The following is a 19900-nucleotide window of genomic DNA, read 5'->3' on the forward strand; positions in this document are numbered from 1 at the left end:
TCAGGCCAGGTTCGCGATCAGCTCGCCCAGCTCGGTCCGCTTGCCGGTGTAGAACGGCACCTCTTCGCGGACGTGCCGGCGCGCGGTCGAGGCGCGCAGCTCCCGCATCAGGTCGACGATGCGGTGCAGCTCGTCGGCCTCGAACGCGAGCATCCACTCGTAGTCGCCGAGGGCGAACGACGCGACCGTGTTGGCCCGGACGTCGGGGAAGCCGCGGGCCATCTTGCCGTGCTCGGCGAGCATGAAGCGGCGCTCCTCGTCGGGCAGCAGGTACCACTCGTAGGACCGGACGAACGGGTAGACGCAGACGTAGCCGCGCGGCTCCTCGTCGGCCAGGAACGCCGGGATGTGGCTCTTGTTGAACTCGGCCGGGCGGTGCAGCGCGAGCTGCGACCAGATCGGCGCGAGGTGCCGGCCCAGCCGCGAGCGGCGCAGCGCGTGGTACGCCTGCTGCAACGCGTCGGACGTCGGCGCGTGCCACCAGACCAGGAAGTCGGCGTCGGCGCGGAAGCCCTCGACGTCGTAGATCCCGCGGATCACCACGTCGTCGGCCGCGAGTTTGCCGACCAGTTCGGTGAGCTCCGCGGTCAGCTCGTCGCGGTCCGCGTCCCCGAGCGGGGTCTCCACCTTGAAGACCGACCACATCGTGTAGCGGATCACATTGTTCAGCTCGCGCGCCTTCGGCTTGTCCGTCACGGCGCCATTGTCTCCAATGAATCGGTGAAACCACGCACCCGGGTGGCCGCTTTCACACCCGAGGCCACGCAGGCGGCGATCCCGACCCCCCGGTACGCCGCGCCGCAGACGGCCAGGCCGGGGATCTCTCCGACCGCCCGCTCGACCCGATCCACGCGGTCGAGGTGGCCGACGGCGTACTGCGGGAGGCCGCCGCCCCAGCGCGTCACGAGCGAACCGACGACGGGCGTGTTCAGGCCGATCGCCTGGCGCAGGTCGGCGGCCGCGAGGCGGACCAGCTCCTGGTCGGAGCGTTGCAGGACGTACTCCTCGCCGAGCCGGCCGACCGAGGCGCGCAGTACGGCGAGCTCTCCCCCGGCCTCGTTCGACCACTGCCACTTCGCGTGCGAGTACGTCGACGCCTTGATCGTCCGGCCCTCGACCGACGGCACCAGGAACCCGGAGCCGGTCGCGGACTGCGGCCAATCGGCCTTGCGGACCGCGAGCGTGACGATCGCCATACTCGCGTACTCGATCGCGGCCAGCTCGGTCGATGCCGACGGCACCAATCCGGCCAGCATCCGGCTCGCGGGCGCCGCCGGGGCCGCCACGATCACGGCGTCCGCGGTCAGGTACGTCGGCGCGGGCACCGGGCCCGCTTCGAGGACGAACCCGTCGGGCGTTCGCGAGATCCGGCGGACGGCGAGGCCGCGCTGGATCGTCACGCCGCGCGCCGTCAGGTCGTGTTCCAGCGCCGTGATCAGGCGGTTCACTCCGCCGACGATCCCCGCGAACACCGGCTGCCCGGCCCGCTTCTGCCCGGCCGCCCGCAGCTCGGCCGTCGCCGCCAGCAGACTCGGCGCCGTCCGCAGCTTGGCGTACAGCTCCGGCACCGCCGCGGCCATCGAGATGTCGTCCGCGTTCCCCGCGTACACCCCGCCCAGCAACGGATCGACCAGCTTGTCCGTCACCGCCGCGCCCATCCGCTCGGCCACGAACCGCCCGATCGCCACATCCTCCGTCAGCCCCGGCGCCCCCAGCTCCCCCTCCCGAGCCACCACCGCCGCAGCCTCCGCCCCCAACACCTCAGCCGCAGCCGCCGCCTCCACCGGCACCCCCATCACCGTCGGCGGAATCGCCCGAATCCCATCCCCCACCCACAACCCGGCCGACGTGGTGGCCGGATGCACCACCGCATCCCCAAGCCCCACGGCCTCGATCAGCTTGACCCCCTCGGGCCGCCGGGCCAACACCGACTCAGCCCCCAGATCGACCGGGACGCCCTCGATCTCGGCGCCCTGCAACTTCCCGCCCAGCCGCGACGACCCCTCCAGCACGGTGACCCGCGGCGGGTTGGGCCCACTCACCAACGCATGAGCCGCTGCCAACCCACTGATCCCGCCCCCGACCACCACAACCCGACTCACGAACCCTCCAGCACCAACTCGTACGTCACCTGCCCGACCGTACGCCCATCCAGCGGCTCCGCGGCCGGGGGGAGAACCTGGCGGAAGCCGGTGCGCTCCAGCACGGCGCGGGAAGCCGCGTTGGCCGACGACGTGCCGGCGGTCAGGCGGTGCAGGCCGTAGTCGGTTGCGGCCAGGCGCGCGACGGCGCGGACTGCGGCTGTGGCGAGGCCGCGGCCGGTGGCGGACTCGGCGATGCGGTAGCCGAGTTCGGCAGAGCCGCTGGCGAGGTCGACCAGGTTGACGCGGCCGACGACCGCGCCCGCGGCGTCCACCAGGACATGGAACTGGCAGTCGCCGGTTGCCTGCTCGGCGAGGCGGTCGGCCAGGACGGCCGTGAAGTTGGCGAAGAACGCGTCGCCGCGGTCGGCGATCGATCGGGCGAAGTAGGCGCGATTGTCCAGCTCGAAGGCGAGGAGGGCGTCCGCGTGCTCGGCGGTGAGCCGCTCCAGGCGGACGCCGTCAGGAAGTGGCACTGGCCGACTGGACGTAGGTGACGATGCGGTGGAGGACGTCGGGGTCGGCGTCCGGAGGGACGCCGTGGCCGAGGTTGAAGATGTGGCCGGGGGCGGCGCGGCCTTCGGCGAGGATGCGGTCGATCTCGGCCTGGACGACGGCCCAGGGGGCGTGCAGGAGAGCCGGGTCGAGGTTGCCCTGGACGGGTTTGCCGCCGCCGATCCGGCGGGCCGCCTCGTCGAGCGGGACGCGCCAGTCGGCACCGACCACATCCGCGCCCGCGGCGCTCATCAGCCCGAGCAGCTCCCCGGTGTTCACCCCGAAATGAATCCGCGGGACGCCGTACGCCGCGATCGCGTCGAACACCTTCGCCGAATGCGGCTGGACGAAGCGCTCGTAGTCGCGCGGTGAGAGCGCCCCGGCCCACGAGTCGAACAGCTGGATCGCCGACGCGCCCGCCTCGATCTGCACCGACAGGTAGGCGATCGCGACATCCGCGAGCCGGTCCGCGAGCGCGTGCCACAGCTCCGGGTCGCTGTGCATGAGCGCCTTCGTCTTCGCGTGGTCCTTGCTCGGCCCGCCCTCGACCAGGTACGACGCGACCGTGAACGGCGCGCCGGCGAACCCGATCAGCGGGGTGTCCCCGAGCTCGGCGACCAGTTGCTGCACCGACTCGGTGATGTACGGCACGTCGGCCGGCGTCACCGGGCGGACGGCGTCCAGCCCGGAGCGGTCGCGGACCGGCTCGGCGACCACCGGGCCGACGCCGGGTTTGATCTCGACGCCGAACCCCGTCGACTTCAGCGGCAGCACGATGTCGGAGAAGAAGATCGCCGCGTCGACGCCGTAACGGCGTACCGGCTGCAGCGTTATCTCGACGACGAGGTCGGGACGCATACAGGACTCGAGCATCGTGGTCCCCTCGCGGACCTTGCGGTACTCGGGCAGCGAGCGCCCGGCCTGACGCATGAACCACACCGGGGTGCGCGGCCCGGGCTCACCCCGCGCGGCGAGCAGAAACGGGGAGCGGGCAAGCGTCGGCGACGGCGTGGAAGACACCACCGAATGATCCCACGCCGGGGCGCGCGGGTTTTCCGGGCCCGGGGTTCGGGTACCGGCCGGTGCCGGTTTTCGGCACCCTCGCGTCCGGTTACCGGCGCGTCGAGGGCAGCGTCGAAGAGTAATCAGTCGTAGGCTGCGAAGCATGGGTGCCCGCAAGCAGGTCGACGCGCCACCCGCCGAGTTCACCGAGGCCGTGACGCAGTTACGCGGAGCTCGGTTCCGGCCCGAGGTCTTCGTCGAGGAGATGCCCGCGCCGCAGCGGATCGCTCCGCACGCGGCCGCGGTCAGCGCCGATGTGACGATCGACGGCGACGACGTCGCCACCGGTCGGCTCGTCGTCCTCTACGACCCGGCCGGGAACGACGCCTGGCAGTCGACCTTCCGCTGTGTCGCGTACGTGCGCGCGGCCGTCGAGCCGGAGATGGTGACCGACGCGCTGCTCGGCGGCGTGGGCTGGACGTGGCTGATCGAGGCGCTGGCCGACCGGGGTGCCGACTACCTGGCCCCGAGCGGTACCGTCACTCGCGTGGTATCCGAGAGTTTCGGCGGAATGGCCGACGACGACGCGACGGCGGAGATCGAGATCCGCGCGTCCTGGAGCCCCGTGCCCGGGGCGGGCGGCCTGGTCGACGTGACCAGTCATGCCGAGGCCTGGGGCGAGGTGCTCTGTACCGCGGCCGGGTTGCCGCCGGTTCCGCCGGGGGTGGTCGCGATGCCGACCCGGCGCGGTCAGCGGGGCCGATGAGCCCGGCCGACACCCAGCCGCAGCCGCCCGTCCCGGAAGATCCGACCGCGAACCTGCCGCTCCTCGAACTCCGCGACGGCCTGTCCGACGTCGTCGACACCGACCCGGCGCTGACCGAGGTCGTCGAGGCCTTCCGCGCCGGTAGCGGCCCGGTCGCCGTCGACGCCGAGCGCGCCTCCGGCTACCGCTACTCGCACCGCGCATACCTGGTCCAGCTGCGCCGCGAGGGCGCCGGCTCGGCCCTGGTCGACCCGATCCCGTTCGGCGACCTGTCCGCGCTCGGCGACGCGATCGTCGACGCCGAATGGATCATCCACGCCGCCAACCAGGATCTGGCCTGCCTGGCCGAAGTCGGCATGGTGCCGCGGCGGATCTTCGACACCGAGCTGGCCGGTCGCCTGCTCGGGTACCCGAAGGTCGGCCTGGCCTCGCTGGTCAGCGAAGTCCTCGGCTACCGGATGCGCAAGGAGCACTCGGCCGCCGACTGGTCGACGCGCCCGCTGCCCGCGCCCTGGCTGGTGTACGCCGCCCTGGACGTCGAGATGCTGATCGAGCTGCGGGACGCGATCGAGGGCGAGCTGCGCCGCGAAGGCAAGTGGGAGTGGGCCGAGCAGGAGTTCGCCGCGATCCTGTCCGCGCCGCCGCGCGAGCCGAAGCCGGATCCGTGGCGCCGGACGTCCGGGATGCACCGGGTCCGCAACCGCCGCAGCCTGGCCGTCGTCCGCGCCTTGTGGGAGGCCCGCGACCAGATCGCGGAGTCCGCCGACATCTCCCCCGGCCGCATCCTGCCGGACGCCGCGATCGTCGAGGCCGCGGCCGCGATGCCGGCCGACCGCGACACCCTGCAGAAGCTCACCGCCTTCAAGGGCCGGGGCGCGCACCGCCACATGCGCACCTGGTGGGAGGCGATCGACCACGCCCGCTGGCTGCCCGACTCCGAGCTGCCGAAACAAGGCCCCCGGTACGACGGCCCGCCACCGGCCCGCGCCTGGGCCGACCGCGACCCGGACGCCGCAGCCCGCCTGTCGGCCGCCCGCGCCGCCGTCGCCGAGATCGCCGAGGCGCACCGCCTCCCCACCGAGAACCTGCTTTCCCCCGACACGATCCGCCGCCTCGCCTGGTCACCGCCGGCCGACGCCGATCGCCCCACGATCGCCGCCTTCCTCCGCGACCACCACGCCCGCGACTGGCAGATCGAGCTGACCGGCGACGTCCTCACCGACGCCATCGCCACCGAACCCGTCCCCCGCCTAGACTGACCCACCACCCCCCTTACCAGGCCCACCCACCCACGGTTTTGCTGGGCCCGCCCATCCCATTTGCTGGGCCCGCCCACCCCGTTGGGGGTGAGCCCACCGCACGCGGTTCGCCCACCCACCCTTTCCCTGGCCCGCCCACCCCGCCACCGCGTTACCTGGGTCGACCCACGCCCTTCGGGGTCAACCCACCGCACGCGGTTCGCCCACCCACCCTTTCCCTGGCCCGCCCACCCCATTTGCTGGGCCCGCCCACCCCGTTGGGGGTGAGCCCACCGCACGCGGTTCGCCCACCCACCCTTTCCCTGGCCCGCCCACCCCGCCACCGCGTTTCCTGGGTCGACCCACGCCGTTGGGGGTCAACCCACCGCACGCGGTTGGCCCACCCACACTCTCCCTGGCCCGCCTAGCAAAATGCCTGGCTGACCCAGCAAACGGGTGGTCAGATCTCGGGTTTGTAGAGGGCGCTTTGGACGTAGTTCATCGCGTCGATGAACTTGGGGTCGGTGTAGCGGCGGTTCAGCTCGTCCTCGTCGACGAGCTCGATCCGGCTCTGCAGCCAGTAGAGGTTGCCGTACCGGTCGTGGACACGGGCGACGATGTCACCCCAGAACATGTGCGTCGGCTCGGTGACGACGGTGCCGCCGGCCGCGACGGCGTTCCGCAGGGTGGCCGGGACGTCGTCGACGTACAGCCGCAGGAACGCCGGGGTCGGCGGCCAGTCCGGCATGTCGAACATCATCACGACCGCGTCGCCGATCCGCATCTCGGCGTGCCCGATCACCCCGCGCTCGTCGGCCACCGGCGGGAAGAGTTCCTCGGCGCCGAACGCGGCGGCGAGGAACTTCATCAGCCCGGCGGTGTCCTTGCCGAGGATCCAGGGGGTGATCGAGGTGTAGCCCGCGGGGATCGGCGAAACCGTCATGTTCTGCTCCTTCGTGGTTGGTGATCACCACGGTAGAAGCAGAAGAGGACAGGTCTTGTCCGCTACTTCGAAAGCTGGGTCTCGATCGCCTCGACGACCTCGGCCGACTCCGGCGTGGTCTGCGTCCGGAACCGGGCCGCGACCGTCCCTTCCGGCGAGACGAGGAACTTCTCGAAGTTCCACTTCACGTCACCGGCCTCGCCCGCGGCATCCGCGGCCTGGGTCAGCTCCGCGAACAACGGGTGCCGGCCGTCGCCGTTCACCTCGAGTTTGTCGAGCATCGGGAACGTCACGCCGTACGTCGTCGCGCAGAAGCTCGCGATGTCCTCGGCCGACCCGGGCTCCTGCCCGCCGAACTGGTTGCACGGCGCGCCCAGCACGGTGAAACCGCGCGACTCGTACTTCTGCTGCAGCTCCTCCAGCGCGGTGTACTGCGGCGTCGCGCCGCACTTCGAGGCGACGTTGACCACGAGGACGGTCTTGCCCTTGTACTCGCCGAGGGACGTCGGCGCGCCGGTCAGCGTGGTCAGCGGGATGTCGTACAGGCTCATGCGGCTCCTTGCAGGGTGCGAGAGAGGAATTCGGTCGTACGTTCCCACGCGAGCGCCGAGGCGTCGGCGTGATGGAAGGCCGGCATCGGGTTGTCGAAGGCGTGCCCGGCGCCCGGGTACCGGTGGATCTCGGTGCCCGGCAGCCCAGCGACGACGTCGTCCACCGGCAGGTATTCGTCGGCGTCGCCGAAGTGGTGCAGGCTCGGCGCGGTCACCTCCGGCGCGAGCGGCAGAAGCTGCGGCAGCGCCGAGCCGTAGTAGCTGACGAGCGCATCCGTCGCCGAGACCGCAGCCACGTTGAAGGCCAGGCCACCGCCGAAGCAGAAGCCGACCAGCGCGGTCTTGGCGTCGCGGCCACGCAGGTAGCCGAGTGCGGCAGCCGAGTCGGTGACGGCCTGATCCCAGTCGAGGCGCTGCACGGTCCCGATCGCGCGTTCGAGCAGGTCGGGCGCGTTCTCGTCCAGGTCGACGTCGTCCAGCCGCCAGTAGATCTCCGGCGCGACGACGTAGTACCCGAGCGCAGCCAGGTCGGCAGCACGCTGCTCGATGTACGGCGAGACCCCGAAGATCTCCTGCAGGAGCAGGATTCCCGGCGCGGACGACGCCGCGTCACCCCACTCGTGGACGGGCAGCAAACCGGAACCGGTGTCGATCTCCAAGGTCACACGGTGAAGCGTACGACCTCCGGTGTCGCGACGGGCCGGGCCGGTGCGGGCATCCACCGCTTCGTCTCGTCGATCGCCGCCGAGAGCAGGTCGAACAGCCGCTCGTCCGGATTGCGCACGCAGGCCTGCGAGATGCCCTCAACCGCGCACGAGACCGCGCGGGGCGCCGTCCGGCGGGCGAAGTCCGGTGAGCCGCGGTGCGACCTCGACGTGAAGGCGCGCGCCCACCGGGTCGCCGAGGGGACAGCCTCGAGGACGTCGCGGGACGCCGGCTCCAGGTCGTCACGCGGGCGGCCGTCGAGGGCGGCGAGCTCCCGCTCCCCCACGATCAGCGCGACGGCGAGGATGTACTGCCGCTCCTGCGACACGATCGGCAGCGCATGCTGGATGCAGCGCGCGGTCACCCGCGGGACGACATGCGGGTCGCTCGGGGTCAGGCCGATCACGGACGGGATGAGCGGCGCGAGCCGGGCCCGCCCGGCGTCCGTCGTACAGTCGTTCACGTCCCGCGCGACGCCGGCCAGCAGCGCGTTCGTACAGGCGGGATGGTCCGACCAGGGCTCGCCGGCCAGGTACGAGGCGAACTCCATGAAACACGCGCCCTTACGCGGGTTCCGGTGCTTTCCCCGGCTCAGCACCGGGACTGCGAGATCAAAGTTGTTCATGGAACAGCTCCCGAGAAGTACGAGACCACCAGCATGCGCCGATTCGCCCCCGGATGCCACGGCTCGGCGGATCTCCGCCACTCACCAACTCCGGCTGCGGCCTCCCGTCCACGCTCGGCCGGGCGGCGGCGCCGCCCGCCGGCGGCAGTTGGTGAGTGGGGGCGGTCCGCCCCGTGACGAGCCGCACACCGCGGGGTGCTTTGGCAGTCTGGTTACCGACGGGTAGCCTAGAGCCAGCTTTCCCTACCCCAGAGGAGCGCTCTCGTGCCCCGTGAGATCCGCGATGTCGTGTTCGTCGACGGCGTTCGCACCCCGTTCGGCAAGGCCAAGGGCCAGTACGCCGAAACCCGCGCCGACGACCTGGTGATCAAGTGCATCCGGGAGCTGCTGCGCCGCAACCCGGACCTGCCGCCCGAGCGGGTCGACGAGGTGGCGATCGCGGCCACCACCCAGATCGGCGACCAGGGCCTGACGATCGGCCGGACGGCCGCGCTGCTGGCCGGTCTGCCGCAGACCACCCCCGGCTACGCCATCGACCGGATGTGCGCGGGCGCGATGACGGCGGTCACCACGACCGCCGCCGGGATCGCCTTCGGCGCGTACGACGTCGTCGTGGCCGGCGGCGTCGAGCACATGGGCCGGCACCCGATGGGCGAGGGCGTCGACCCGAACCCGCGGATCATCTCCGAGAAGCTCGTCGACACCTCCGCGCTGGTGATGGGCTCGACCGCGGAGAACCTGCACGACCGGTTCCCCTCGATCACCAAGGACCGCGCCGACGCGTACGCCGTCGCCTCCCAGGAGAAGGCCGCCAAGGCCTACGCCAACGACCTGATCCAGCCGGGCCTGGTCGCGATCGCGACCCGCTCGGCCGAGCAGGGCTGGGGGCTGGCGACGACCGATGAGCCGATGCGCCCGGGCACCACCGCCGGCGACCTGGCCAAGCTGAAGACGCCGTTCCGGCCGCACGGCCGGGTCACCGCGGGCAACTCGGCCGGGATCAACGACGGCGCGACGGCCTGCGTGCTGGCCTCGGCCGAGGCGGCCGCCGAGCTCGGGCTGACCCCGAAGATGAAGCTGGTCTCGTACGGTTTCGCCGGCGTCGAGCCCGAGGTGATGGGCGTCGGCCCGATCCCGGCCACCGAGAAGGCGCTGAAGCTGGCCGGGCTGACCATCGACGACATCCAGGCCTTCGAGGTGAACGAGGCGTTCGCCGTCCAGGTGCTCGCGTTCCTGGAGCACTACGGCATCGCGGACGACGACCCGCGCGTCAACCCGTACGGCGGCGCGATCGCCTACGGCCACCCGCTGGCCTCGTCCGGCGTCCGGCTGATGAACCAGCTGGCGACGCAGTTCGAGCAGCGCCCCGAGGTCCGCTACGGCCTCACCACCATGTGCGTCGGCCTCGGCATGGGCGGAACTGTCATCTGGGAGAACCCGAACTGGGAAGGCGCGGCCTCGTGAACGCAGTGAACCAATTGCAGAGCAGCTATGAAGCGCAGTTGAGCTCGGAGCGAAGCGAGGAGATCAAATGAGCTTGCAGGAACTGATCGACAGCGCTTCGGAGCTCTCGACCGACGAGGTCGTCACGCTGGCGCACTCGCGGGACGTCGTCCTGCCGGGTAAGGCCGGGCTGATGGCGCTGATCACGCTCGACAACGGGCACGACCACACCAAGCCGAACACGTTCGGGCCGAAGGGCCTGGGCTCGCTGAACACCGCGATCGACGCGGCGCTGGCGCGGGACGAGATCGTCGCGATCGGCGTCACCGGCAAGCCGTTCATCCTGGCCGCCGGGGCCGACCTGACCGGCGTACCCAAGCTCACCGAGCGGGAGCAGGCGCTGGCGCTCGGCCAGATCGGGCACGGGGTGCTGCGCAAGCTGGTGGACGGCGGGAAGCCGTCGTTCGCGTTCGTGAACGGCGTCGCGCTCGGCGGCGGGCTCGAGGTCGCGCTGCACGCGACGTACCGGACGGTGTCGGTCGCGGCCGGGATGCTGTCGACCCCCGAGGTGTTTCTCGGGCTGCTGCCGGGCTGGGGCGGCAACTTCCTGCTGCCGAACCTGATCGGCGCGGACAACGCGGTCAAGGTCGTCGTCGAGAACGCGCTGAACCAGAACAAGATGCTCAGCGGGCCGGAAGCGGTCGAACTCGGCATCGGCGACGTCCTGCTGGAGTCGGCCGACTTCCTGGAGCAGTCGCTGATCTGGGCGTCGAAGGTGCTGACCGGCGACGTCGTCGTCGAGCGCGCGCCGATCGACCGGGGTGACGCCTGGGACGCGGCGGTCGCGCGTGGCAAGGCGTTCGCCGATGTGAAGGTGAGTGGTGCGGCGCCGGCGCCGTACAAGGCGCTCGAGCTGATCGCGGCCGCCAAGGACAACGACCGCGACCGTGGGTTCGCGGCCGAGGACGAGGCGCTCGCCGATCTGATCATGAGCGAGGAGCTGCGCTCCGGCCTGTACGCGTTCGACCTGGTGAACAAGCGGGCCAAGCGGCCGGCCGGCGCGCCGGACAAGTCGCTGGCGCGTCCGGTGAACAAGGTCGGCGTCGTCGGCGCGGGGCTGATGGCGGGTCAGTTGGCGCTGCTGTTCGCGCGCCGGCTGGAGGTGCCCGTCGTCCTCACCGACCTGGACCAGGAGCGCGTCGACCGCGGCGTCGGATACGTGCACGGTGAGATCGACAAGCTGCTCGGCAAGGGCCGGCTGCGCGCCGACAAGGCCAACCAGCTGAAGGCGCTCGTCACCGGCTCGGTGGACCGTTCGGTCTTCGCCGACGCGGACTTCGTGATCGAGGCCGTCTTCGAGGAGCTGCAGCTGAAGAAGACGATCTTCGCCGACCTGGAGAAGATCATCCGGCCGGACGCGATCCTCGCGACCAACACGTCGTCGCTGTCGATCACCGACATGGCGGCCGACCTGGAGCACCCCGAGCGGGTCGTCGGCTTCCACTTCTTCAATCCGGTCGCCGTCCTGCCGTTGCTGGAGATCATCCGCGCCGACCAGACCGACGACGCCACCCTGGCCACCGCGTTCGCGGTCGGCAAGAAGCTGAAGAAGTCGTGTGTGCTGGTGAAGGACGCCCCGGCGTTCGTCGTCAACCGCCTGCTCACCCGCTTCCTCGGCGAGGTGTCCGCCGCCGTCGACGAAGGCACCCCCATCCCCGAAGCCGACAAGGCGCTGTCCGCCCTCGGCCTCCCGATGCCGCCCTTCGTCCTGCTCCAGCTGGTCGGCCTCCCGGTCGCCCTGCACGTCGCCGAGACGATGAACCGCGCCTACCCCGACCGCTTCGCGGTCTCGGCGAACCTCGCCGCAGTAGTTGCTGCCGGCAAGCAGTCCTTCTACGTCTGGCCCGAGGGCAAACCCGTCGTCGACCCCGACGTCGCCGCCCTCGTCACCGTCGGCGACAAGCCCTCCACCCCCGACGAACTCCGCACCCGCGTCCTCACCGCCCTCGCCGAAGAGATCCACATCATGCTCGACGAAGGCGTAGTGGCCGAGGCCCAAGACATCGACCTCTGCCTCCTCCTGGGCGCCGGCTGGCCCTTCCACCTAGGCGGCATCACCCCCTACCTCGACCGCACCGGCATCGCCGAAAAGACGAACGCCAACCGCTTCCTCTCCAAGGGCCTAGCCAGCCTCGCCTAACACCCCGAGGGGTGGGCACCCCGCCCACCCCTCAACCCTTGAATTTCCGCACGGCGGCCAGCAGCTGCGCCTGGGTTTTGCCGGTGTGTCTCTTGAGCAGGGTGTCGGTTTCGGCGGGTTTGGCGGTGGCGATGGCCTGGTAGAGGGCGGCGACCTTCTTCTCGCCCAGCTGGTCGACGAGGTAGGCAACTGTCCACCAGGACTGGCCGTAGGCGTAGTCGGAGGTGCTGGCGAACTCGGCCTGGGTGGGTAGGGCGCGCATGGCGGGGAGAGTTTTGCGGACGCGTTTGCGGTAGGGGTCGACCGTCCAGTGCGGGTCGTCCTCGATGGTCGCGCACCGGATGTACTCGGCGAGCCCCTCGACCAGCCACATCGGCCCGTTCCGGCCCAGCCGCTGGGTGGCGGCGTGCGTCATCTCATGAACCAGCAGGTCCTTCTCGAGACTCTTCCGGACGGCGGGGTTCACCACGATCCGCGTGCTGACAACGGGGGACTTCGGCGCCCCCACCGGCTCCCCGTCGAATATCGGCACCGCCTTCGCGGCGATCGTCCACCCGGACCCCTCGCCGGAGACCCACAGCAGCGACATCACCCGCGTCTCCGCCATCGCGATCACCATCACCGCGCCGTCCCACCCGCCGGCCCAGTGCCGCCGGACGCCGTCCACCGCGCCCTTCGACACCTTCGCCAGCTTCTTCCCGAGAGCGAGCTCGCGCTTGTCCACCACGACGACGACCTTGCCGCTCCGGACGACGGCGACCTCCTGGTAGTCCCACGGCTGCCGGTGCCCGTTGGGACTCAGCTCCCCGTCGATCCCGCTGTCGTCGACGAGCAGCCACGAATCACCCCGCGGCACGTACGTGTACCCGAGGTCGGTCTGCACCGGCTTCGCATCCAGCCCGGCCAGCTGGTACCGCATCATCACCCGGGTCGTGAACGCCGTGGCGCCGTACTGCTGCGTCAGCTCCGGCGCGGTCCGCTCGTCCGCGGCGAAGTACGACAACTTCGTCAGCCCGAACTTCCGCAGGTTCGCGAACAGCACCTTCTGCCGCGCGACCAGCTGCGCCCGCTTCGGATCCACCGCCGCCAGAAACGACTTCAGATCCCCTTTGAGCACCGCCCGCGCCCGCGCCGCCAGGAGCGCGTCGACCTGCTCCTTGCGAACCTTCTGCTCGGCCTCGGTCAGCACCCCCGGCGTCCGGCGCGCCTGAACCGCCACCGCGCCGTCGCCGCCGGCGGCCGCCTCCCCGCGGTCCCGGAGCGCGACCACGCCCGCGGTCGCCGCGACGGCCAGCGCCGCCACCCCCGCGAGCACGCGCCTGCCGTACTTCATCGTTCCCTCCCGTGGTCGGCCGATCCTACCTCCGGCCGACCACGGGACGGCGGGCTACGCCTTCGTCTGCTCCCCGGTGCGCTCCTCGATCCCGACCCGGCTGCGCCGGTAGCCGTAGACCGCGTAGATCACCACGCCGAGCAGCATCCAGACGCCGAACCGCAACCAGGTCTCGATCGACAGGTTCAGCATCAGGTAGATGCAGATCAGCGCCGCGAGGATCGGGATCACCGGGCTCCACGGCACCCGGAACGAGCGCGGCACGTCCGGCCGGCTCTTCCGCAGCAGCGGGACGGCGATCGACACCAGCGTGAACGCCGCCAGCGTGCCGATGTTCACCATCTCCTCGAGTTTGCCGATCGGCGTCACGCCGGCCACGATCGCGACCAGGACGCCGATGCCGATCGTGAGCCGGTACGGCGTACCCCACTTCGGGTGCGTCTTGCCGAGCTGCTTGGGCATCAGGTGGTCGCGGCTCATCGCGAACACGACGCGCGCCGCGCCGATCATCAGCGTCAGCACGACGGTGGTCAGACCGGCCACCGCACCCGCGGAGATCAGCGTCGCGAACCCGCCGCGGCCGACCGCCCGGAACGCCTCGGCCAGCGCGGCCTCGCCGTTGATGTCGGTGTATTTCACCATGCCGGTGATCACGATGCAGACCAGCACGTACAGCACGGTGCAGATCGCCAGCGAGCCGATGATGCCGCGGGGCAGATCGCGCTGCGGGTTCTTCGCCTCCTCGGCGGTGGTCGCGACCACGTCGAACCCGATGAACGCGAAGAACACCAGCGACGCGCCCGAGACCAGGCCCATCACGCCGAAGGTCGACGGCGTGAACCCGAACAGCGCCTGGAACAGCGGCGTGGTGATCGACACGTCACCGCTCTCGGCCGGCACGCTCGGCGGGATGAACGGCGTCAGGTTCTCGCCCTTGATGTAGAACAGGCCGGCCACGATCACGAACAGCACCACGAACAGCTTGATCGCGACCAGCACCAGGTTGACCCGCAGCGACTCCTTGATCCCGATCGTCGCCAGCGTGGCCAGGATCAGCACCAGCAGCATCGCCAGCACGTTCACGCTGCTGTCCGGCCCGATCGACTCGGGCCAGGTCAACCCGATCTGTTCCAGGAACAGCGCGGCGTACGTCGACCAGCCCTGGGCCACGACACTTGCCCCGAGCATCAACTCGAGCAGCAGGTCCCAGCCGATGATCCAGGCGAAGATCTCACCGAGGGAGAAGTACGAGAACGTGTACGCCGAACCGGACACCGGCACGGTCGACGAGAACTCGGCGTAACAGAGTGCGGCGAGCGCGCAACAGATCGCGGCCAGCACGAACGACAGGGCGATTCCGGGACCGGCGAACGACTTGGCCGCGCGCCCGGTCAGGGTGAAAATTCCGGCGCCGATGATGACGCCGATGCCGAAGACCGTGAGGTCCAGGGCGGTGAGGCGTTTCTTGAGCTGGTACTCCGGCTCGTCGGTGTCGGCGATCGATTGCTCGATCGTCTTCTTCCGCACAATGCTCATCTGCGCCTCCTCGACAGCGTCTTCTCGCGAAGACAGGGACAGAACCCTCCGAGCCTGCCTGCCTGACCGCGTGAGGTCAAACCGGCACTCAGCGTCGCGGCCGGTACGTCCGTAATGACGTCCATAACGTGACCTCGGTGAGACCACTGCGGCTGAGCAGGATGCGGTCGCGCGACACCTGATCGATGCCGTGTCGCGCCATGTCGTCGTACAGCTCCTCGACGCCGGTCAGGCCGATCCGCTGCACCAGGAAGCGGACGGCGAGCCAGCTGACGCCGTACACGTCGGCGGAGCTGTCGTAGAAGCCGAGGTCGGTCGGCAGCGACTGCAGCGTCGGCAGGGCTTCGTCGATGACCTCCTGCTCCCAGTTGGCCACCTCGTCCGGCCCGCTGATCGCCTCGATCCCGCGCCAGGAGACGTACTCCGCGGCGCCCTCGGCCAGCCACAGCGGCTCGTAGCCGCCGAGATCGGCGGTCGCGACGTGGGTGATCTCGTGGGACAGCAGGATCTCGTCGACGCGCGGCCGCTCGGTCGGGTTGATCACGATGTACGCGCCGGCGACCGTGCCGTCGGCGGTGTCCTGACCGGGCAGCGAGGAGAACGTCGACCCGGCACTGGCCGCCGACTCGATGTCCTCGTCGGCGAACCGGGCGTCGCGGACCTCGGTCTCGTCCAGCGCGATGATCAGCACCGAGCCGCGCCAGCGCCGCGGCCAGTACTCCTTGACCTCCTGCAGGCCCTCGTTCGCCTCGGTCAGGATGGCGCGGCCGCGCGCGGCGTCGCCCTTCTCGACCACGACCAGCGCGCGCGGGCCGCGGACGACGTCGATCCGGCCCAGGTCCCAGGCCTCGCGGTGCGCGCCCGGGCCGAGGTCCTTGTCCAGGTCGTCGTCATCGGCGAGCACCCAGCGGCCGGCCCGGTTGATGAACGTGTAGCCGAGCTCGGTGGTGACCGGGGCGACGTCCACCTTGGGGATCTGGTAGCGCATCAGCACCCGGACCAGGTAGACCGTCCGGCCGCGGCGCCGCATGATCTCCGAGGAGAACCGCTCCTCGGCCTGGCTGTAGCCGAGCTCGGTGAACCCGATGTCGACCAGGTTCGCGAACAGGATCTTCTGCTGGGCGACGAGCGTCTTGTTCGACGGGTCGAGGTCGCGCAGGAAGAGTTTGAGGTCGCCGGTCTGCACGGCCTGGGCGCGCCGGATCAGGATCGAGTCGACGGCGACCCGCCGGGCGATCAGCGCCTGCCCGGCCTTGGACGGCGTCGTCGGACCGTCACCAGGGGACGCCGGGGTCGCGGCGAGCCGGGATGCGGCGTCGTCGGTTCGCGCGTCCACGGCGTACACGACGCCGCCGGACACGAGTGCTACCGCCAGCAGCAACCCCAGCCAACGGCGGGGGCCAGCCGGAGCGCCTGGCGGTGGGGCGCTAGGGATGGTCGCACTCACGTCGGGTCGTTCCTCCGAGTACCCGTCTGTCACAGCCCGGCCACCTTACTCGGTTCGGCCGACTTCACCACCGACACGCCGGTCAGGACGCGGCGGCGGCTTTCAGGGCCCGGAACAAACCGGCCTCGTCGAGACCGACGTGTTCGAGCATGATGCGGTCCCGCTCGGCCTGCGTGGTGCCCAGACTGGCCAGCTCGAGGTAGAGCGTGGCAACCTCGGTGCCGCCGAAGCGGTCGTACAGATAGTCGACGGCGAGCCAGGACAACGGGTACGAGCTGTCGGCGGTCTGGAAGAAGCCCTCGTCCGGCGGCAGGCTCTTGGCCTTCGCGAGGTACTTCGTCCGGACCTGCTGGCGGTACTTGCCGAGGGCCAGGTCCGCGGCGCCGTCCATCGGGAGGAACTCGACGTACGTCGCCGCGCCCTCGACCAGCCAGCGCGGCGCCGCGGCGCCGTACGACGCGGTCGCGACATGGGTGAACTCGTGCGCGAGCGTGCGCTCGTCGACCCGGGAGCGGTTGCGCGGGTTGATCACGACGTACGAGTCGGCTCGCTCGCCGCTGCCGGTGGCCTCGCCGGGCAGCGTCCGGTAGACCCAGGTCGCCATCGCGAGCGCGTCCTCGGCGTTCTGCTGAACGGTGTAGTCGGCGCCGCGGACGACCTTGTCGTCGAGCGCGATCACCACGCCCGCGCCCGTCCAGCCGCCGGGCCAGCTCTTGCTGACCGCCTGCACCGCGCTCGTCGCCATCTTCACCAGCTTGGTCGCCAGCTGCTGCTCGCCCTTCTCGACGACCACGAGCACCCGTGGAGCGCGTTTGACGAGCACCTCGCCGGTGTCCCACGCCTCCTGGTGCGAACCCCGGGGCAAGCGTTTGTCGAGGTCCCGGTCGGAGACGAGCACCCAGTGGCCGGCCGCGCGCTGGCTGAACGTGTAGCCGAGCATGGCGCGCACCGGGACGCTGTCGATCCCGCGGATCTGATAGGTCATCGCGACGGCGACCAGGTACGTCGACGGGCCGTACTTGCGGCTGACGGCGTCGTCGTACTGCTGGGCGAGCTGCTGGTACGCGAGGCGCGCGAACCCGAACTGCTGGAGGTTGTCGAACAACGTCTTCTGCCGCTGCATCAACGCGGCGTTGGCCGGATCCACATCAGCCAGGAACGCGCTCCGATCCGCGCTCAGCACCGCCTGCGCCCGCCGCTTCAGCACCTTGTCCACCGCAGCCGCCCGCGCCACCAGATCGACCTTCGGCCCCTTCGGCGCCGGCTCCCCCACCGCCGTCCGCTCCGTCGACCGATGCAACGCCAGCCCACCCGCCACAGCCGCCGCCACCAGCACCAACGACACCAGGAACGGCCAAACCGGCGTCCGCGCCCGCCCCTTCCGCCGCCGCCGCCCCGGCGCCGCATGCCGCCCCACTCAGCCCCACCCCCACACGAGGACCGAGTGATTCCGCCCGCGCGTCGCGGCGTCACAGCCGCGCGCGCGGGTCATGCGGGCGCTCTCAGGCGCCTGCCGACCGGTCGGCCGCGGGTGCCGGCTCATCGATCGCCTGGACCTGGGCGACGGCCTCGATGACATCGCGGGCGATTTGCTGCCCGGTGAGGCCGATCTCCTGCAGGACCGCCGCACGCTTCGCATGCTCCAAGAACTGCTGCGGGATCCCGAAGTCACGCACCGGCGTCCCGACACCGGCATCTCGCAGGGCCTGCGCGATCATCGCGCCGCACCCGCCGGCCCGCCCGTTGTCCTCCACGGTGACCACCAGTTTGAACTTCGGCGCCAGCTCGGCCAGCTTCGGATCGACCGGCTTCACCCAGCGCGGGTCGACGACGGTCACCCCGATCCCCTGGGCCTGCAGCCGGTCGGCGACATCCATCGCGGTCGCCGCCATCGAGCCGATCCCGACCAGCAGGACATCCGTCCCCGAGCGGTGCAGGACGTCGAGCCCCCCGACCCGGTCGATCGGGTCGATATCCGGGAACACCTCACCCTTCGCGTACCGCAGCACGGTCGGGGCGTCGCTGACGTCGACCGCCTCGTTCAGCAGCTCGACCAGGCGCGTGCTGTCCCGCGGGGCCGCCAGCCGGAGGCTCGGAACGACCTGCAGGATCGACATGTCCCACATGCCGTTGTGGCTGGCGCCGTCGTCCCCGGTGACGCCCGCGCGGTCGAGCACGAACGTGACTCCGCACTTGTGCAGCGCGACGTCGAGCAACAGCTGGTCGAAGGCGCGGTTCAGGAAGGTCGCGTACAGCCCGACCACCGGGTGCAGCCCGCCCATCGCGAGGCCGGCCGCGCTGGTCACCGCGTGCTGCTCGGCGATCCCGACGTCGAACGTCCGCTCCGGGAAGGCCTGCGCGAACTGGTGCAGACCGGTTGGGTGCAGCATCGCGGCGGTGATGGCTACCACATCCGGACGCCGATGCCCGATCCGGACCAGCTCGTCGGCGAAGACATCCGTCCAGCCGCGCGGCTTGTTCGCCGGGCGGACCTGGTGGAAGTTGTCCTCCTCGTCCTGCTCGGCGGCGGCGTACCCGAAGCCCTTCTGGGTGACGGCGTGCACGATGACCGGGCCGCCGAACGCCTTCGCGCTGCGGAGCGCGTCCTCCATCGCCTGCCGGTCGTGACCGTCGACGGGGCCGACGTACTTCAGGCCGAGATCCTCGAACATGCCCTGCGGGGCGAGCATGTCCTTGAGACCCTTCTTCACCCCGTGCAGCACCTCGTACATCGGCGGGCCGACGTACGGCGTCCGGCCGAGGTTCTTCTTGATCAGGTCGAGGATCTTCTCGTACCGCGGGTTGGTGCGCAGGCTGGTCAGATGCGTCGCGAGACCGCCGACGGTCGGGCTGTACGAGCGGCCGTTGTCGTTCACGATCACGACCAGTTTCAGGTCGTCGGCCGCGGCGATGTTGTTCAGCGCCTCCCAGGCCATGCCGCCGGTGAGCCCGCCGTCGCCAATGAGCGCGACGACGTGCCGGTCCTCCTTGCGGATCTTGTAGGCCTTGGCCAGACCGTCGGCGTACGACAGGGACGTCGAGGCGTGGCTGTTCTCGACCAGATCATGCTCGGACTCCGCCTGGCTCGGGTACCCGCTCAGGCCGCCCTGCTGACGCAGCGTGTCGAACTGCGCTGCCCGCCCGGTCAGCAGTTTGTGCACGTACGTCTGGTGCCCGGTGTCGAACACGAGCCGGTCCCGCGGCGAGTCGAACACGCGGTGCATCGCCAGCGTGATCTCCACCATGCCCAGGTTCGGCCCCAGGTGACCGCCGGTCCGCGACACGGTCTCGACCAGCACATCCCGGATCTCCGCCGCCAGATCGGCGAGCTGCTGAGGAGTCAGCTTCTTCAGATCAGCCGGCCCTCCGACCGTCTCCAGCACGCGCATCGAGCTCCTCCCACCAGGTCGTCCTCGAATGCTTGAGTCTATGCATCCGGCCCCGCGAAACCGAACCCGGCCGGGGCGTGCCAAGA

17 protein-coding genes are annotated in these 19900 nt (G+C 70.7%); 4 read left to right on the plus strand and 13 right to left on the minus strand.

Annotation, left to right across the window (positions count from 1 at the left end):
• From hemQ to hemE, 4 genes are read right to left on the minus strand one after another with little or no spacing between them, the layout of a single operon-like run.
• Window positions 1-696, minus strand: coding sequence for a hydrogen peroxide-dependent heme synthase (gene hemQ / locus HPO96_RS13150; RefSeq protein WP_171673628.1), 696 nt, complete (start codon window positions 694-696; stop codon window positions 1-3).
• Complete coding sequence (gene hemG, locus HPO96_RS13155) at window positions 693-2102, minus strand: protoporphyrinogen oxidase (protein WP_171673629.1); 1410 nt, start codon at window positions 2100-2102, stop codon at window positions 693-695. Before hemG ends, hemQ begins: the two co-directional genes overlap by 4 nt.
• A complete protein-coding gene (locus tag HPO96_RS13160) occupies window positions 2099-2617 on the minus strand; it encodes a GNAT family N-acetyltransferase (protein WP_171673630.1) in 519 nt (172 codons plus the stop codon). Before HPO96_RS13160 ends, hemG begins: the two co-directional genes overlap by 4 nt.
• On the minus strand, window positions 2604-3656 hold the full coding sequence (gene hemE, locus HPO96_RS13165; protein ID WP_420371460.1) for a uroporphyrinogen decarboxylase: 1053 nt from the start codon (window positions 3654-3656) through the stop codon (window positions 2604-2606). The genes HPO96_RS13160 and hemE overlap by 14 nt, the downstream gene beginning before the upstream one ends.
• 145 nt (window positions 3657-3801) lie before the next feature.
• Between hemE and HPO96_RS13170 the strand changes: the two genes are divergently transcribed.
• A complete protein-coding gene (locus HPO96_RS13170) occupies window positions 3802-4404 on the plus strand; it encodes a DUF3000 domain-containing protein (RefSeq protein ID WP_171673632.1) in 603 nt (200 codons plus the stop codon).
• A complete protein-coding gene (locus HPO96_RS13175; protein WP_171673633.1) occupies window positions 4401-5663 on the plus strand; it encodes an HRDC domain-containing protein in 1263 nt (420 codons plus the stop codon). The genes HPO96_RS13170 and HPO96_RS13175 overlap by 4 nt, the downstream gene beginning before the upstream one ends.
• A 439-nt stretch (window positions 5664-6102) precedes the next feature.
• On the opposite strand, the gene HPO96_RS13180 is transcribed toward HPO96_RS13175, so the two are convergent.
• From HPO96_RS13180 to HPO96_RS13195, 4 genes are all read right to left on the minus strand, one after another.
• Complete coding sequence (locus tag HPO96_RS13180) at window positions 6103-6585, minus strand: VOC family protein (protein ID WP_171673634.1); 483 nt, start codon at window positions 6583-6585, stop codon at window positions 6103-6105.
• Between the two features lie 62 nt (window positions 6586-6647).
• Complete coding sequence (locus tag HPO96_RS13185; protein ID WP_171673635.1) at window positions 6648-7136, minus strand: glutathione peroxidase; 489 nt, start codon at window positions 7134-7136, stop codon at window positions 6648-6650.
• Window positions 7133-7801, minus strand: coding sequence for a dienelactone hydrolase family protein (locus HPO96_RS13190; RefSeq protein ID WP_171673636.1), 669 nt, complete (start codon window positions 7799-7801; stop codon window positions 7133-7135). Before HPO96_RS13190 ends, HPO96_RS13185 begins: the two co-directional genes overlap by 4 nt.
• Window positions 7798-8466, minus strand: a complete 669-nt coding sequence (locus HPO96_RS13195) for a hypothetical protein (RefSeq protein ID WP_171673637.1) — start codon at window positions 8464-8466, stop codon at window positions 7798-7800. Before HPO96_RS13195 ends, HPO96_RS13190 begins: the two co-directional genes overlap by 4 nt.
• A gap of 264 nt (window positions 8467-8730) precedes the next feature.
• On the opposite strand from HPO96_RS13195, the gene HPO96_RS13200 reads away from it, so the two are divergent.
• Together HPO96_RS13200 and HPO96_RS13205 are read left to right on the plus strand one after the other, a co-directional pair.
• The gene (locus HPO96_RS13200; RefSeq protein ID WP_171673638.1) at window positions 8731-9930 is read left to right on the plus strand and encodes an acetyl-CoA C-acyltransferase; all 1200 of its coding nucleotides are present in this window, start codon (window positions 8731-8733) and stop codon (window positions 9928-9930) included.
• Window positions 9931-9997: 67 nt separating this feature from the next.
• Window positions 9998-12109 (plus strand): 3-hydroxyacyl-CoA dehydrogenase NAD-binding domain-containing protein, encoded by a 2112-nt coding sequence (locus HPO96_RS13205; protein ID WP_171673639.1) that lies wholly within the window; start codon window positions 9998-10000, stop codon window positions 12107-12109.
• 31 nt (window positions 12110-12140) lie between these two features.
• On the opposite strand, the gene HPO96_RS13210 is transcribed toward HPO96_RS13205, so the two are convergent.
• From HPO96_RS13210 to dxs, 5 genes are all read right to left on the minus strand, one after another.
• Entirely contained in the window at window positions 12141-13442 is a 1302-nt protein-coding gene (locus HPO96_RS13210) for a peptidase MA family metallohydrolase (RefSeq protein ID WP_171673640.1), read from the minus strand.
• A 54-nt stretch (window positions 13443-13496) separates the two neighbouring features.
• Window positions 13497-14978, minus strand: coding sequence for an amino acid permease (locus tag HPO96_RS13215; RefSeq protein WP_171673641.1), 1482 nt, complete (start codon window positions 14976-14978; stop codon window positions 13497-13499).
• Between the two features lie 88 nt (window positions 14979-15066).
• The gene (locus HPO96_RS13220) at window positions 15067-16425 is read right to left on the minus strand and encodes a hypothetical protein (RefSeq protein ID WP_171673642.1); all 1359 of its coding nucleotides are present in this window, start codon (window positions 16423-16425) and stop codon (window positions 15067-15069) included.
• 82 nt (window positions 16426-16507) lie between these two features.
• Entirely contained in the window at window positions 16508-17842 is a 1335-nt protein-coding gene (locus HPO96_RS13225; RefSeq protein ID WP_337796615.1) for a gluzincin family metallopeptidase, read from the minus strand.
• Between the two features lie 85 nt (window positions 17843-17927).
• Window positions 17928-19814, minus strand: a complete 1887-nt coding sequence (dxs, locus tag HPO96_RS13230) for a 1-deoxy-D-xylulose-5-phosphate synthase (RefSeq protein ID WP_171673643.1) — start codon at window positions 19812-19814, stop codon at window positions 17928-17930.
• Between the last annotated feature and the right edge of the window lie 86 nt (window positions 19815-19900).

The organism is Kribbella sandramycini (assembly GCF_013131805.1).
GTDB lineage: Bacteria > Actinomycetota > Actinomycetes > Propionibacteriales > Kribbellaceae > Kribbella > Kribbella sandramycini.

Excerpts from the sequence above, each read along its gene's own strand:
- HPO96_RS13170 (WP_171673632.1), top strand. The coding sequence starts at position 3,802 with ATGGGTGCCCGCAAGCAGGTCGACGCGCCACCCGCCGAGTTCACCGAG.
- HPO96_RS13205 (WP_171673639.1), top strand. The coding sequence starts at position 9,998 with ATGAGCTTGCAGGAACTGATCGACAGCGCTTCGGAGCTCTCGACCGAC.
- dxs (WP_171673643.1), bottom strand. The coding sequence starts at position 19,814 with ATGCGCGTGCTGGAGACGGTCGGAGGGCCGGCTGATCTGAAGAAGCTG.
- HPO96_RS13185 (WP_171673635.1), bottom strand. The coding sequence starts at position 7,136 with ATGAGCCTGTACGACATCCCGCTGACCACGCTGACCGGCGCGCCGACG.
- HPO96_RS13195 (WP_171673637.1), bottom strand. The coding sequence starts at position 8,466 with ATGAACAACTTTGATCTCGCAGTCCCGGTGCTGAGCCGGGGAAAGCAC.
- HPO96_RS13175 (WP_171673633.1), top strand. The coding sequence starts at position 4,401 with ATGAGCCCGGCCGACACCCAGCCGCAGCCGCCCGTCCCGGAAGATCCG.
- HPO96_RS13210 (WP_171673640.1), bottom strand. The coding sequence starts at position 13,442 with ATGAAGTACGGCAGGCGCGTGCTCGCGGGGGTGGCGGCGCTGGCCGTC.
- HPO96_RS13215 (WP_171673641.1), bottom strand. The coding sequence starts at position 14,978 with ATGAGCATTGTGCGGAAGAAGACGATCGAGCAATCGATCGCCGACACC.
- HPO96_RS13180 (WP_171673634.1), bottom strand. The coding sequence starts at position 6,585 with ATGACGGTTTCGCCGATCCCCGCGGGCTACACCTCGATCACCCCCTGG.